Here is a 15,444-nt window from a genome sequence, read left to right as displayed (position 1 = left end):
AATAAGGCCGAGAAGAAGAAGCGATGCAAGCGCACGAGACGGCGCACGATTGTCATCGTGTCCGGGGAAGATCGCTGCGATCTTATGTGCGTTCGCGCTGGTCATGCGAAAGCCTATACACGGCCTGCCGAAACAGGGCAAGGGCGATGGCGCCAATATCGCGCCGAAGCGGTTGCACCGCAGAAGCGAGAGCAAAGCAAGGAAAAAAGGGCACCGGCGCGTGGCCGGTGCCCTTCCTGTGATTTGTGCCTATCGGGCTTAGACGTCGGCGATCGACGTGATGATCCGCGAAACGAGGCCGTACTCCTTCGCTTCTTCCGCTCCGAGCCAATAGTCGCGGTCGGTATCCTTGGCGATCTTCTCGACCGGCTGGCCGGTTGCTGCGGAGAAGATCTTGTTCAGGCGCTCGTTCATCTTGAGGATTTCGCGCGCCTGGATCTCGATATCGGAGGCCATGCCGCGTGTGCCGCCGGACGGTTGGTGCAGCAGGAAGCGCGTGTTTGGCAGGCAAAGGCGCCGTTCCTTCGGCGGACCGACATAGATCAGCGCGCCGGCAGACGCGACCCAGCCGGTACCGATCGTCCATACCTTCGGCTTCACGAACTTGATCATGTCGTGAATGCTGTCGCCGGACTCGACGTGGCCGCCGGGAGAATTGACGAAAATGCGGATATCGTCATCGCTGGCGGAGGCGAGCGCCACGAGTTGCGAGCAAACCTTCTGCGCCAGCTCCTGGGTGATCGTCCCGTAGATGAAAATCGAACGCGACTTGAAAAGGTTCGCCTCCGTTTCCTTGCCGAGCGGCAATTCGGTCTTCTTTTCTTCCTGTTCGTCGTCGTTCCGCATTCTTCGGACTCCTCATGAAATGTCTACAAAGTGAGATAATGCGACTCGACCGCGAAGACAATGCAGCAAACCGAACCGTGAACTAGGGCGACCGGCCGGCTTGCTCACACTGTGGTAAACGCCCGCGGTCATGCCGCCCCATCGGCAGTTAGGAACCTCGTCAGCCCTCACCCACGACCGCGATAGGTCGGCACGCCCTGGTCCGGCAGCCAGACGCCCTCCGGCGGCTTGCCGGTCTGCCAGAACACGTCGATCGGAATGCCGCCGCGCGGATACCAATAGGCGCCGATCCTCAGCCACTTCGGCGAAAGCAGCGACACCAGCCGCTTGGCAATATCGATGGTGCAATCCTCGTGGAAGGCGCCATGGTTGCGGAAGGAGTGCAGGAAGAGCTTGAGCGACTTCGACTCCACGAGCCAGCCATCCGGCACATAGTCGATGACGATGTGCGCGAAATCCGGCTGTCCCGTCATCGGACAAAGCGAGGTGAACTCCGGTGCCGTGAAGCGGACGACAAAGTCCGTGCCCGCGTGCCCGCTCGGCACCCTTTCAAGCACCGCCTCATCCGGGTTTTGCGGCAGGTCGACCTTTGCGCCAAGTTGTGAAAGTCCCGATACGTCCGTTTTTGTCATTTCCTTACTGCTCCACGAGATCACGGGGATTTGGGTCTGTACGACCCAGATCCTGGCCGTGATCGATTCTAAATAGTAAGAGCGGGATGCGGGCGGAAAACCGCATACACTTTTCCTCATCCCGATCTGGTCTTCACGCGCACGCCGTGCGCCTTCTCGCCTTCCGGCTCGACATGAATGGCTATTCTCGCGCCCGGATGAACGACGCGGATCGCGTCCTCGACCCTGTCGCAAATGTCATGGGCGTCGCCGACGGGCATCGCTTCGGGAACGACCATGTGGAAATCCACGAAGATCGCCGGGCCGGCCTGTCGCGTCTTCAGATCGTGCACGCCGAGAGAACCGCGGGCATTTGCTGCGATTGCCTGCTTGATCGCCTCTTCCTCCTCCGCGGGCACGGCCCTGTCCATCAGGCCGTCGACCGAACGCGAGATGACCTTCCAGCCCTGGAACAGGATGTTGCCGGCGACGATCACTGCCAGCAGCGGATCGAGGATGGCGTAACCGGTGGCAATGGCAAGAAGAAGGCCAACGAGCACGCCTGTCGAGGTTATGACGTCGGAGAGAAGGTGGTGTCCGTCGGCGCTCAGCGCCGGCGAGCGATGACGGGTACCGGCGCGGATCAGCACATAGGCCCAGATCGCATTGATGCCGCTGGCGACGAAAGTGATCGCAAGACCGAGCGCCGGTGCGCTCAAGAGTTCCGGCGCCATCATCTCCGGCACCGCTTCCCATATGATCAGAAGCGCCGCCACAACAATCAATACGCCTTCGATGACTGCGGAAAAATACTCCGCCTTGTGATGTCCGAACGGGTGGGTCGCATCCGCCGGTTTCGCGGCATAGCCGATCACCACATAAGCGATCACTGCGGCAATCACGTTTACGATGGATTCCAGCCCGTCGGAAAGCAGCGCAACCGAACCGGTCACCCACCAGGCGAGCATCTTCAGCCCCATGACCCCGACGGAAAGCGGTATGCCCCAAAAGGCCAGCCTCAGGATCGTTCTGCTATCGGAAGCGCTCATCTTCATTCCTCGTGCAGATGCAAACGAGTTGCAAATGCAAGCCCATTCAAACGCAAAACCGCCCGCGCGAATTTTCGCGCAGGCGGGCTCTAAACACCATATGGGTGATTATGCACGTCTTGTCAAAGGGCCGTGAGTGCCGGCTTGTGACAGCCCAATTCGAGCGTCGTCAGGCGGCCTTGGTTTTCGCCCGCTTGGCGAGATGCGCGACCACGTTCTCGATCATCCGCATGCCGGCGTCGCCGCCGAGCGTCATGATCGACTCCGGATGGAACTGCACCGCCGCCACCGGCTCTTTCATATGTTCGATGCCCATGATCGTGCCGTCCTCGCTCTCTGCAGTGATCATGAACTCGGGCGGCAGGCTGGAAGGATCGGCAAAGATCGAATGGTAGCGCCCGACGGTCACATCCTTGCCGAGCCCGGAGAAGACGATGCCGGGTTCCAGCACGCGGATGCGCGATGGCTTGCCGTGCATCGGGATCGCCAGTTGCCGGAGGTTGCCGCCATAGGCCTCTGCGAGCGCCTGAAGGCCGAGGCAAACCCCGAAGATCGGCAGTTCGCGCGCCCTCGCCTTCTTGATCGTCGCCTTGCAGTCGAAATCCTTCGGGCTGCCAGGCCCGGGTGAAAGCACGACGAGGTCCGGTTTGACGCGGTCGAAAATCTCCTCGGCAACCGGCGTGCGCACGGTGGTGACGGTCGCGCCCGTTTGCCGGAAGTAGTTCGCCAGCGTGTGGACAAAACTGTCCTCGTGGTCGACGAGCAGGATGTTGACGCCCGCGCCGACCGGCGCAACGTCGCGCCCGGCCTTGGCGCTGTTGGCGGATTTGGCGTCGCGGATGGCTGCAATCATGGCGGATGCCTTCAGTTCGGTTTCGGCTTCTTCTTCTTCCGGATTGGAATCATAGAGCAGCGTGGCGCCCGCTCTCACCTCGGCGATCCCGTCCTTGATGCGGATGGTACGCAAGGTCAGGCCGGTGTTCATGTCGCCATTGAAGCCGACCATGCCGATTGCGCCACCATACCATGCGCGCGGGCTCTTCTCGTGGCTCTCGATGAAGCGCATCGCCCAGAGCTTCGGCGCGCCGGTGACGGTCACCGCCCAGGCGTGGCTCAGGAAGCCATCGAAGGCGTCCATGTCATCGCGAAGCCGCCCCTCGATGTGGTCGACGGTGTGGATCAGCCGCGAATACATCTCGATCTGACGACGGCCAATGACTTTCACCGAACCGGGCACGCAGACGCGGCTCTTGTCGTTACGGTCGACGTCCGAGCACATGGTGAGCTCGGACTCGTCCTTCTTCGAATTCAACAGCTTCAGGATCTGCTCGCTGTCGGCGATCGGATCGTCTCCCCGCTTGATTGTGCCGGAGATCGGGCAGGTCTCGATGCGGCGGCCCGAGACCCGGACGAACATCTCCGGTGAGGCGCCGACGAGATATTCCTGGTTTCCGAGGTTGATGAAGAAGGAATAGGGCGAAGGGTTGATCGCCTTCAGCCGGTTGGAAATCTCCGAAGGGCGGCTCTCGCAGCGCTCGTAGAATTTCTGTCCGGGCACGACCTCGAAGAGGTCGCCTCGACGGAAGCTTTCCTTGGCCTTGACCACGAGTTCGGCATATTCGCCGGGGCGGTGATCGCCATGGGGCGGAATGCTGTCGACGGTGCGGAACGGCTCCGGCGTGATTTCCGCGGCCTTGCCCTCGGTCGAATGGCCGCCCTTGGCAAAATCATAGCAGTCGACCCAGGCCTTCGCCGCATAGTGGTCGACGACGAGGATCTCGTCCGGCAGGAAGAGAACCATGTCGCGCTGGTCGTCCGGCCGCTGCAATTTCAGGTCGATCGCGTCGAACTGGAAGGCAAGATCGTAGCCGAAGGCGCCATAGAAGCCGAGATTGGAATCTTCGGCCGAATGGAAAAGGTTCGTCACGGCGCGCAGCACCGTGAAGACCGTCGGCATCTTCGAGCGCTCTTCCTCGGTAAACACACGGTCCGGCTGGTTGATGGTGAGATCGAGCCGACGCGTCGTCGACGCACCAATGGTGATGTCTGCAACGGATTTCAGGTGCTCGCCGATGAGCGCCAGCAACACCTCGCCGCGCCCATTGTAGGCTTCGATCCAGAGCGAACGACCGAAGGAAGAGATGGCGAGCGGGGGGTCGACGACGGCGGTGTCCCAGCGTGTGTAACGGCCGGGATATTCGTAGTTCGAGGAAAAGACCGCGCCGCGCCGCTCGTCGAGCTTGTCGACACAGGACGAGATCGCGTCCGTGTAGGACGCATCGCGCCGCCGGCGCGTGACGACGATGCCGCCTTCAGTGGTGTAGCTCTCCGCGCCGTCTTCCAGAATTACCGTTGCCATTCGCCTCGCTCCGTAAAAGCCCGGTCTTTCCACGCGGCCTGAATACGAAAAAGCCGCCTCGAAATCTTCGGGCGGCTTCATGTCTCAATCACGCATGACTGGTCAAGGCCGCCTCAGCGAGCCCACCACCAGATCGAAATGTTCTGCATGTTTGCCATGGGCGGAAGTGTTAGCGCGGCTTGCGCATGCACGCAAGCGGGAAAACGGGGTCGACAGCAGAGCTGCAGCGGGCGGCTACCGCAAGCCGCCCGTTCGATCGATCGGATGCGTTGGGCCGCCTCAGAAGCGTTGCGTCAGCGAGATCTTGAAGGTCCGGCCCGGCTCCGAATAGAAATCAGCCGGCTGCGTGAACGTGTTCTGAGTGTTTATGGCATCCCAATACGTCTTGTCGAAGACATTGTAGACGCCGGCATTCACCCGCATACCCGGCAACTCAACCGGTTCCCACCAGCCGGTGAGATCGACGATGCCATAGCCCGGTGCCTTGAAGCTGTTGGTCGACTTCTCCGAAACGGCCATTGCAGCCGTCAGGATGACGTCGGTTCCCCAGCTTTCCGCGGCATAGCCTACACCGAGGACTCCCTTCAGCGGAGCCACGGAACCGAGCACCTCGTCCGTATCGAGGTCCCGTCCATAGGCATAGGCGAGCGCGGTTCGGACGTGGAAGCCGTTGCTGAATACCTTGTGGCCCGACAGCTCGATCCCATGGATGGAGACGTTGGCGCGGTTTATCGCCTCGGTAATGCCGAGCGGATAGGTCCCGGTCGGATCAAAGCTCCAGCGCTCGTCGATGAAGTTCCTGTACCTATTGTAGAAGGCGCTTACGCGACCGCCGAATTCCTCGTCGCCGAAATTGGCCCCGACCTCAAAACCATGGCTCGTTTCCGGCTTCAGGTCGGGATTGCCGATCTGCAGGTAGCTGCCCGGCGCACCGTAGTTCAGATAGAGCTCCTCGGCTGTCGGCGGCCGGAAAGCCATCGCCCACTGTGCGAAAAGCTCGAGCTGTTCGGCTGCCTGATAGGTCGCAAGCAGCTTTGGCGACAGCGCCTGGTCGCTCTGTCCGGGTGGCAACCCGTCATAGTTGGGATTGCGCATATAGGCGGCCGTCTTCTGGGGCGAATAGTCGTACCAGTCGAAGCGGAGCCCCGGCGTCAGCGCGAAAGGACCATCACCGATCGACATGCGATCCTGCAAATAGATACCGACCTTCTTGCTGTCGACGTCGGGGCTATCCGACTGATTGGTATGCAGGAAGTTGCACGAAGGGCTTGGCGTTGTGTCGCAGCTGTCCTCGCCTGAGGAATACTGGTGGAGCTTGCCGATGGCAAAATCGCCGCCGAGCGTGACCTGATGCTGCAGGAGGCCGGTACCGAAGAACTTGTCGACGTAGCCGCTGGCGCCGAAGCTCTCGTCCTCTGCTTCGTTGAGCCGCGAATACGCGCCGATCACCGAGGTGCTGCGGAAGGCATCGACACCATTTTCGCGGAGCAGGCGCTGCCAATAGATGGTGGCCGAAGCGCTGTCGAACCAGGCGTTGTCGTCGGTGGCCTCGAATTCGTAGTCGAGCGACAGGCGCTCGCGCCGGGTATTGTCGAGCTTGTCGTAGTTGCCCGGCCGATAATTGCCGAGGAGACTCTGGCCGGACATGAAATCGATGTCCTTGTCGCGATCGAAGCGTTCCGCCGTCAGACCGAAAGTGTGGCCACTGTCGGTGTATTGCCGGACCTTGAACAAGAGGTTGTTCTGGTCGTAGTCGGCGGGATCCGCCTCGGTGCGCGTCGTCGAATAGCCGCCAACGTCGCCATTGCTCTGCCGTTCGTGTCCCCTCTTGTAGCCGCCCTGGAACAGGACGGCCGTGTTGTCGTAGCGCGCGGCGACGGCGGCGGATCCGCCGACGCTCTCATCGTCACCGTCGTAGGCGAACTTGAAGATTCCACCCCAGGTCCTGCCTTCGCCGATCAGGTCTTCCGGCTCCAGCGTGCGCAGGACGACGGCGCCGCCGAGCGCACCGCCGCCGGCGCGGCTCGAATCGGCGCCCCGCACGATATCGATCGTCGAGAGCGCGGCAAAATCGAAGCTGTCGATACCACCGTCTGCGTCGCGCGCCCCGTCGTCAAGGAAGGGGATCGGGATGCCGTCGATCGTCGTCAGCACCCGAGGCCCTTCGAGACCGCGAATATTGACGCTGCCGTTCGCGCGGTTGAAGTTCACACCGGGTTCAAGGCTCCTCCCCAGATCTTCGAAGCTCGATATCTGATTGTTGTCGAGTTCCTGTTCGGTGACCCGCTCGGCAAGCGGCGTATCGGCCACCCCCTCCTTCTCGCCGTTCGTGGCGATCAGTTTCTTCAGTGCCGTTACGCGCCCCTGCTTTTCGGCGGCAGTCGCCGCCTCGGTCGATTGGGCGTGCGAAAACGTTGTTCCGGCGAGAGTGATGAATGCCGTGCATGCGAGAAGAGCCAGGCGATGATGCCGGTTGAGCATAGACCAGTCCTTTGAGATGTTGGCCGGGCTTGCTGTTGAGCGGCAAACTCAAGGGGCTGGCTGGGCGAAGGTTTGGATGTGTGCGACGTGTCAGAGCATCGCCTCATTTACGCCACATAAAAAACTTGAGTGAAATTGTCAATATAAATCCAGGGGTGCCGGCGAGCTCCCGATTCACGCTCGTTGCAGGGCCATGTCCTCAGTTTCAGCACATTTTGAAACAGGATCTGCTCTCATGCGTTTTGGCTTCGGCAACGGATGGAAAGGACCTGCATGCGCCACTCCGCCGGAATGATCCTGTTGTCCGTCTTGATTCTTTCGGGCGCAAGCCTTCCCAGGAAGGGTCCGGTGCCGGTCCCAAAACCTGCAGTCCCTGGCGAGCAGGCAACGCCAACCCCGGAGCCGAAGCCTGGGGTGCCGCCCAAGGGCGCCGAGAGCAATGGCAAGACAGGTGCTCAGCCGAGCGCAGAAAAGAAAGAGGAAGCCCCCCGGGACACGACCAAGGACGACAGCGTTGAGGACGTATTCCTGCCCGTGAAAGAGGAGTCCGCCGAAGAGCACGCAACCTGCCTTGCCGACCTCAAGGCGCTCGGCGGGACATTCACTGACAGCAAGCGCATCGACGACGGCAAAGGTTGCGGTATCGACAAACCGATTCGCGTGACCGCCATCTTGCCGGGCGTCGCCCTGAAGCCGGAGGGGACGATGCGCTGCGCGACGGCACTGGCGCTTGCCCGTTGGACCAAGGAATCGGCGACCCCCGCGGCCGCCACGGCCTTCGGACCGGATACCCGGATCACGGCGCTGAACCAGGCCTCGACCTATGTCTGCCGCCTGCGCAACAACGCAACGACCGGCAAGATATCGGAGCATGCCCACGGCAACGCTGTGGACATCGCCTCGTTCACGCTCGGAGACGGCAGGACGATCGCCATTCAACCGCGTGACGAGGATGGCACGCTGACCGGCGCGTTTCAGCGCGCGGTCACCGCATCAGGCTGCCTCTATTTCACGACTGTCCTCGATCCGGGCAGCGACGCCGCCCATGAGACGCACCTGCATTTCGACATCATCGAACGCAAGAACGGCTATCGCTACTGTCGATAGGCGATCGGCGACGCGATTGAAATCGCCGCGGGCGAGCACGATCTATTGCGGATCATTCCCCTGCCACCGACCTTACCGAGGAACAATCCATGCCGCTAACCATGTACAAGCTTTCCGTACCCGCCTTCATCCGCGGCTTTTCCGCCCTCGGTGGCCTGCTCGACAAAGCCGAAGCCTTCGCTTCGGAGAAGGGCATGCCGCTCGCTGACCTCTTCGACGCACGGTTGGCGCCGGACATGCTGCCGCTGGCGGGCCAGATCCAGCGAGCGAGCGACACCAGCAAGAACGCCATTGGACGGCTGACGACGATTGAAACACCGCGCTTCCCGGATGAGGAACGGAGTTTTGCCGAACTACGCGAACGGATCGCCAAGACCGTCGCATTCCTCGAAACGGTCCAACCGGCTGATCTCGAAGGCAGTGAAAACCGCGAAGTGACGCTCAGCTTCCCCAACCTCAAAGTCAGGTTCAGCGGCGAGGACTACCTCTTGCAGTTCGTGCTGCCGAACTTCTACTTCCATGTAACAACCGCCTACGACATCCTCCGCCACAAGGGCGTGCCGATCGGCAAGGCCGACTACATCGGCGGCCTCGGCTGAAAGGCAACGGAAGTCGAGTGTCGATGCCCCCTGCCCGACAGGGCAGAGGGGCTACCACCCGCGCAGTTCGGGAGGATGCCGGCCGCAACACCCCCTAATCGGTCCGGTATCGCTCCCGCCGTGATCACACAGCCTCAGAACAGCCCCTCGATCAGCCCCTCCTCGTTGAGCCGTATTTTCTCGGAGGACGGCGCTTTCGGCAGGCCCGGCATCGTCATGATCTCGCCGGTGATGACGACGATGAAGCCGGCGCCGGCCGCAAGCCGCACCTCGCGGATCGGCACCGTGTGCCCGGTCGGCGCGCCGCGCAGGTTCGGGTCCGTCGAGAAGGAATATTGGGTCTTCGCCATGCAGATCGGCAGGTGGCCGTAACCCTGGTCCTCCCAGGTCCGGAGCTGTTCGCGCACCAGCTTGTCGGCAATCACCTCGCTCGCGTGATAGATGTCCTTGGCGATCGTCTCGATCTTCTGGAAAAGCGGCATGTCGTCGGGGTAAAGCGGCGAGAACTGCGTATGGCCAGCATTGGCGAGGTCCACGACCTTATGCGCGAGTTCCTCTATCCCTGCCGAACCCTCGGCCCAGTGCTTGCAGAGAACGGCTTCGGAACCAAGCGTCCTCACATAATCCTTGATCGCCTGGATCTCGGCCTCGGTGTCGGAGGTGAAGTGGTTGATCGCAACAAGGACGGGAACGCCGAATTTCTTGACGTTCTGGACGTGCCGCCCGAGATTGGCGCAGCCTTTCTTGAGCGCCTCGATGTTCTCCCGGCCCAGATCCTCCTTCTTGACGCCGCCATTCATCTTGACCGCCCGCACCGTCGCGACGACGACCGCGGCGTCCGGCTTCAGGCCGGCCTTACGGCACTTGATGTCGAAGAATTTTTCGGCGCCGAGATCGGCACCGAAGCCGGCCTCGGTAACGACATAGTCGGCGAGCTTCAGGGCAGTTGCGGTGGCGACCACCGAATTGCAGCCATGGGCGATATTGGCAAAGGGGCCGCCATGGACGAAGGCCGGGTTATTCTCGAGCGTCTGCACCAGGTTCGGCTGCATCGCATCCTTGAGCAGTACCGCCATCGCCCCGTCGGCCTTGATGTCGCGGGCGTAGACCGGGCTCTTGTCGCGCCGGTAGCCGATGATGATGTTGCCGAGCCGCTTTTCGAGATCCTTGATGTCCATCGCAAGGCAGAGAATCGCCATGACTTCCGAGGCGACGGTGATGTCGAAACCGGTCTCGCGGGGGTAGCCGTTGGCGACGCCGCCGAGCGAGCCGACAATCTGGCGTAGCGCCCGGTCGTTCATGTCCATCACCCGACGCCAGGCGATACGGCGAATATCGATCGCCTGCTCGTTGCCCCAATAGATGTGGTTGTCGATCAGCGCGGCGAGCAGGTTGTGCGCCGCCGTGATGGCATGGAAATCGCCGGTGAAGTGAAGGTTGATATCCTCCATCGGCACGACCTGGGCGTAACCGCCGCCGGCCGCACCGCCCTTGCTGCCGAAGCACGGGCCGAGCGATGCTTCGCGGATACAGACGACCGTCTTCTTGCCGATGCGGTTGAGGCCGTCGCCGAGCCCAACGGTCGTTGTCGTCTTGCCTTCGCCGGCTGGCGTGGGATTGATCGCCGTCACCAGGATAAGCCGGCCGTTTCCGTTTCCCTGCTGCGCGGCGATGAATTCAGCGCTGACCTTGGCCTTGTCGTGGCCGTAGGGCAGCAGGTGCTCCGGCGGAATGCCGAGCTTTTCGCCGATCTCCTGGATCGGCTTCTTCTTCGCGGCGCGCGCGATCTCGATATCGGATTTGACCTCCGGCATGGCTGCTCCCCCTCTTGTGGCACGCGCAATCCGCCTCCTCCGCGAAAATGGGCGCGTTTTGTTTCTTTGCGCTTACGCTTGCACGCCACGGATCAGCGGGCAAGGATATCGCGCATCTCGACCAGGTTGGACCGCACACGAAGGATGTAGAAACCCATCGTTGCCAGGTGCGTCGGCATGATCCAGCCATCCTCGCGGCCGTTGGAGATGATCAAGGGCTGGATGTTCAAGGCGGCGCGCAGCTGCCGCATCGTCTCCGTCCAGATCGGTGTCAGGCCGCGCTGGGCGACGACATTCTCGAAGTCGGCACCGGCGGCGGAAAGAATGCCGTAGTAACCATAGAGCTGGCCGAAAGCGAACCAGAAGCGGTCGTCGGCGCGCGTGTCGAACCAGCCGCCATTGTGGAATTCGGAGCGTTCGCGGATGATCGCCGAGGTGTTGCCGAGGTCGTTGGCGATGCGGTCGAGGAACTCGACCATGTTGTCGGACCGACCGTCGAAGATCGCCTCGCACTTTCCGAGCGAAACATTGAACTTCCTGAAATCGCGCATCGCCGCCCGATAGAAGCTTGGCGTCGGTGTCTTGGGCCCGAACGGGTTGATGCCGAAATACCAGGTCTCCTCGTCGAACTGGATGTTGCCGCGCGCGCTTTGCAGGTCGTTGTTGATGCCCGACGTGCCGCGGACGCGTCCGAGCGAATCGACGAGCTCCACCGAAGTGCGGCGTATTGCCTGGTTGATGCCGCGCTGGAATGACGCCTTGTTGTCGAGCCAGGGCGTATCGTCCCAGTCCATCCCGAAGAGGCCGAGCTTGTAGAGCAGCATGGAGGATATCCAGGCATTCTGGTTGACATTGTAGTCGATGAGATCGGCTGCTACGTCGACGATCGCCGAGGTCTGGCAAACCGTTCCTGCCGGCAGTTGCGCGACGGCGAGCGCCTCGGTCGTGTTGGCCTCGCCCGATGAACCGACTGCGGCAGCCTGGTCGCCGGTAGTCCCTGGATTTGGCTGCCCCGGCGTCGTTGCGCCGGGACCGCTTACCGGCGACCCTGCCGGCACCTTGCGCTCGGCGAGCTTGTAGCGGTCGACATAATCCGGGTCGAAATTGGTCCAGGCCTGCGTCTGCCAGATGAAGTAGCCGTAGAACAGAACGAGGCCAAGGAGGATCAGGCCGATCGGGCCCTTGATGATCCAGCTTCTTGCCCGATACCAGTTACCGAGTGCGACGAAGGGCCAGAGAAGCCAGGCCACCGCCAGGCCGATGCCACGGCCGATCGCCGTGAAAATACGCTGAAAAAACGCAACGATCGGATCGAACATGTCCTATTCCTCTTTGAGACCGTAGAGCTTGTGGCGGAAAGCGGCCTTGTCCTTGAGATACGTGCTGGTCAATGTCGCGACAACATATTCCCGGAACTTTTCGCTGAAGTGCTCATAAGCGCCATAGAATCCCTGCTTGTCGAACACGAAGCGGGAGACGAAATCGCGGGGGACGAGCTCTGAGATCAGGCGGTTCACCAGCCATTGATCGGGATGCATCGGCGCGGCGCGCACGAGCAGGAAGCGATGTTCCGGCGGGACCTCCGCCATGGTGATCGTGCCCGTTGCCGCTATCGTCCGGGCCATTTCCTGAAGGAAGGGGTAGGTTCCATCGCGCGACACAAGGGCCGCGTTACGGTGGATCCAGGTCTGCAGCCAGATCCGGTCGGCATTCATGGGATCGGCTGTCGGATCGGCATCGTTGATCAGCCCGCGAATGATCATGTCCGCCCGGTGCTGGAACAGCCCGGATTCCTGCACCCAGGAAGCCTGCGGCAATTGCAGCCGGTTGGTCCGGGCGAGAAACTCGTAGATACGGGCATGATCGTTGATGGCAATGTAGCTCACCTGCCATGGCCGCGATCGCCTGAAACCGGGCACCGAGGGATCGCAAATCACCGTCGTTGTTTTCTGGTCGAGGAAGACATAGACGCCGCCGAAGTGATTGGCCCAGAAGGCCTCGTGGCGGAAAACGAGTTCGTTTGGCACCAGCGCGTTCTGGCGGATGTCGCCGGTCACTTTTGCCAGTTCCACCATCCGGTTCAGCATGGCATCATCGGCCCAGGCGGTCGGTACCTTCTTCAACCGGTCCACCAGTTCCCTGAGTTCGGCTGCCTTGCCGAGCATGTCTTCCGCCGAAAGGACCCGGAAACGGACCTCATTGATCGACAGGAGGTCGTCGATGTCCTCGACCACGGAAACCGAGTCCTCGATCTCGCCGTAGAGCGCGTCCTTGATCGTCACCGCGTTGATCGCTCGGCTGTTGGCATTGAAGAATTCATGCATCAGCGCGGCAGTGTTGGAAAAACTCGTGTGGACGACGGGGAGGTCCGCCTGAGCCGGCGTCAGGATGATAAAACGCCGATTGACGCGGTTCGGGTCGAGATAATCTAGATCCCCGAGTTCGTCGGCAATCTCCGGCGAGAAGCCGGTCATGTCGATGCTGAAGTGGTCGAGCGCCGTCGGTTTCAGGCCTAAGCCCTCCAGCGCCTTGTTGTAGCGCGCGACGAGATGCGGCTCGGATATGTCGAGCAGCCGACCATAGATCAGCTCGGCTTCAAGGAGACGCTTCATGCGGGAATGCTCCCCGCCGTGGCAATTGAGCGCTCCCGATTCTCTTCGCTCATGCCTGCCATCTGCCCTCGCGTTTCATGGTCTCGATCTCGCGGATCGCCCTTTCGCGCTGGCGCTCACGCCGAATGATGTCGCCTACGGCGGCATCGTCCGCCTTGTCGGTGTAGCGGAACTCGCTGTCGGCATAGCGGTTGATTTCCTGCAGCACCATCTCGATCGTGATCGGGCCGCGCAAGTCCTCGATCATCGCCTTCTTCTCGTCGTAGGACCTGTGCATGAAGGCGCCGGCATCCTTGAACCAGTCGTCGGGCAGTTCGACGTCCATCGCCCGCATCTTGATCGCATCGGTGATGTTTCTGATCGCCCGGCCGGTAAAGCGCGGCTCGGCTTCCTTGATCATGTGCAGATAGGCGCCGACGTCGGCGAGCGTGGCAATCTTGCCCTTTTCCTTCTCGTAACGCTCCCAAACGGCGGCAAGCCCCTCTTCCTGCGGCCGTGAATGGGCCGCATAGGACTGTGAGACCGCGCGCTTGATCTCCTGGCCCGCGTAAAGATCATGCTCACCAAGCGGGATCTTGTGGTTCTTGCCGACAAGCAGCGCGAAGATGTCGATATAGTCGCCTTCCGTCAGTGGCCCATCGACGAGCCAGCGCGCACCCGCGCGCTGACGCAACGCATCATCGACATTCTCCGGGTAGTTCGAGAACATGCCGAAGGTGCAATTGCCCCGCACCACGGTCGACGCACCGGCGAAACTTTCCATCAGCACCGCCGTCACCTCATGCTGGCCGGCCGAGGCGCGGTCATCGGAGCGCTTGGCCGCCACCTGATCGACATCGTCGATCGTGCCGAAGCCGATCGCCCGAGGATTGATGACGTTGTTGACGAACTCCTTGCAGTTCTGACCGGATTTTCCCTGGTAGGAGGAAATCTGGTCGACGCCGAAATTCTCGTAGTGGAAAGCGTAGCCGGCGACGCCACAGTAATCGTGGAGCATGCCGGCCAGCATTTGGATGAGAATGGTCTTGCCGGTGCCGGGCATGCCGTCGCCGATGAAGGTGAAGAGGAAGCCGCCAAGTTCGACGAACGGATTCATCTGCCGGTCGAAGTCATAGGCCATCAGCATCTTGGCGAGCTTCAGCGCCTGGTATTTCGCAATGTGGTTGCCGATGATTTCTTCGGGCTTTTTGAAGGTCATCACCAGCGGTTTGCGCTTTTGTCCCGGCGCAATGTCGAAACCGTTCAGGGTGAAGTCGTCCTGGTCGAGCCGGATATGGACGTTTTCGAAGCTCTGAAGGCCGGTGAACCGCGCCTTGCGGGCGATCAGTCCTTCGATCGCGACCCGTGAAAAGGCGCGCGTGCGGGCCGTCAAGGCAAGATCGTCAGGCGCACCGGCAATGCTGCGATCGAGCGCCGCAATCATGCTTTTCAGCGCATCCTGGGGCGTATCGAAGAGAAAGTCGGGCTCTGCCGCATCGTCGACCGGCTCCCCTTCCCCCTGCAGGGTCGCGCCCAGATAGGCCGCAAGCGTGAAGGCGGCAACATAGGCGGCCGCCGAAAGCAGTGCCTTGAATTGGCCCGCCTCCTCGCCGCCGAGCGGCGCCGCGGCGTTGCGCGCCTGCAATTGCTCGAGATTCGTCTGGCGCGCGAAAACGTCGGCGACGGCAAGCGCCACTTGAATGCCGCGGCGCGCGCGGTAAAGGACGGCATGCTGGGCCGGCGACAGGAGCGGATCGGCGCCACGCACCGATTGGATCGTGCGCTGAAGCTCAACCTCGCGGCTGCGGCGCTGGCCGCCAGTCGAAACGGTCGAGACGAAACGACGGCCGGTGCCTGCGAGCGGCGTCCCCCCTGCTGTGTCATCCCGTTCAAGGATGATCAGCTTGATGACGAGGCTCTGGGCTGTCGCCTGATGCTTGGCGATGTCGTCCTCGTGCAGCGTCGTCAGGCCGGTATTCAGCGTCAT

General features: G+C 61.6%; 12 protein-coding genes. 2 read left to right on the top strand and 10 right to left on the bottom strand.

Features of this window, described 5'->3' with window-relative positions; all coding sequences use genetic code 11:
* Positions 1–258: 258 nt before the first annotated feature.
* The 6 genes from QN222_RS10570 to QN222_RS10545 all read right to left on the bottom strand — a co-directional run bounded on the left by QN222_RS10570 (position 259) and on the right by QN222_RS10545 (position 7,346).
* Positions 259–846 (bottom strand): ATP-dependent Clp protease proteolytic subunit, encoded by a 588-nt coding sequence (locus QN222_RS10570; RefSeq protein ID WP_153438054.1) that lies wholly within the window; start codon positions 844–846, stop codon positions 259–261.
* 167 nt (positions 847–1,013) lie between these two features.
* Positions 1,014–1,478 carry a preQ(1) synthase gene (gene queF, locus QN222_RS10565; protein WP_283961634.1) on the bottom strand — a complete coding sequence of 155 codons (465 nt, stop codon included), beginning with the start codon at positions 1,476–1,478 and terminating at the stop codon, positions 1,014–1,016.
* A 116-nt stretch (positions 1,479–1,594) separates the two neighbouring features.
* The gene (locus QN222_RS10560; RefSeq protein ID WP_283961635.1) at positions 1,595–2,506 is read right to left on the bottom strand and encodes a cation diffusion facilitator family transporter; all 912 of its coding nucleotides are present in this window, start codon (positions 2,504–2,506) and stop codon (positions 1,595–1,597) included.
* A gap of 169 nt (positions 2,507–2,675) precedes the next feature.
* On the bottom strand, positions 2,676–4,865 hold the full coding sequence (locus QN222_RS10555) for an anthranilate synthase (protein WP_283961636.1): 2,190 nt from the start codon (positions 4,863–4,865) through the stop codon (positions 2,676–2,678).
* 113 nt (positions 4,866–4,978) lie between these two features.
* Complete coding sequence (gene trpLE, locus QN222_RS10550; protein WP_180980694.1) at positions 4,979–5,023, bottom strand: trpE operon leader peptide TrpLE; 45 nt, start codon at positions 5,021–5,023, stop codon at positions 4,979–4,981.
* Positions 5,024–5,144: 121 nt separating this feature from the next.
* Positions 5,145–7,346 (bottom strand): TonB-dependent hemoglobin/transferrin/lactoferrin family receptor, encoded by a 2,202-nt coding sequence (locus QN222_RS10545; protein WP_283961637.1) that lies wholly within the window; start codon positions 7,344–7,346, stop codon positions 5,145–5,147.
* A gap of 273 nt (positions 7,347–7,619) precedes the next feature.
* On the opposite strand from QN222_RS10545, the gene QN222_RS10540 reads away from it, so the two are divergent.
* Together QN222_RS10540 and QN222_RS10535 are read left to right on the top strand one after the other, a co-directional pair.
* Positions 7,620–8,453 carry an extensin family protein gene (locus QN222_RS10540; protein WP_283961638.1) on the top strand — a complete coding sequence of 278 codons (834 nt, stop codon included), beginning with the start codon at positions 7,620–7,622 and terminating at the stop codon, positions 8,451–8,453.
* Positions 8,454–8,542: 89 nt separating this feature from the next.
* On the top strand, positions 8,543–9,052 hold the full coding sequence (locus tag QN222_RS10535) for a DUF1993 domain-containing protein (protein ID WP_283961639.1): 510 nt from the start codon (positions 8,543–8,545) through the stop codon (positions 9,050–9,052).
* A 134-nt stretch (positions 9,053–9,186) separates the two neighbouring features.
* Here QN222_RS10535 and QN222_RS10530 read toward each other — a convergent pair whose 3' ends face one another.
* From QN222_RS10530 to QN222_RS10515, 4 genes are all read right to left on the bottom strand, one after another.
* Positions 9,187–10,866, bottom strand: a complete 1,680-nt coding sequence (locus QN222_RS10530) for a formate--tetrahydrofolate ligase (RefSeq protein WP_283961640.1) — start codon at positions 10,864–10,866, stop codon at positions 9,187–9,189.
* Between the two features lie 92 nt (positions 10,867–10,958).
* Positions 10,959–12,185, bottom strand: coding sequence for a DUF2333 family protein (locus QN222_RS10525; protein ID WP_283961641.1), 1,227 nt, complete (start codon positions 12,183–12,185; stop codon positions 10,959–10,961).
* 3 nt (positions 12,186–12,188) lie between these two features.
* Entirely contained in the window at positions 12,189–13,478 is a 1,290-nt protein-coding gene (locus QN222_RS10520; RefSeq protein WP_283961642.1) for a DUF6638 family protein, read from the bottom strand.
* Positions 13,479–13,527: 49 nt separating this feature from the next.
* Positions 13,528–15,444 (bottom strand): AAA family ATPase, encoded by a 1,917-nt coding sequence (locus QN222_RS10515; RefSeq protein WP_283961643.1) that lies wholly within the window; start codon positions 15,442–15,444, stop codon positions 13,528–13,530.

The sequence above is a fragment of the Sinorhizobium sp. 6-70 genome, from assembly GCF_030124375.1.
In the GTDB taxonomy this organism is placed as follows: domain Bacteria; phylum Pseudomonadota; class Alphaproteobacteria; order Rhizobiales; family Rhizobiaceae; genus Sinorhizobium.
This window is presented reverse-complemented; position numbering and strand designations above follow the sequence as displayed.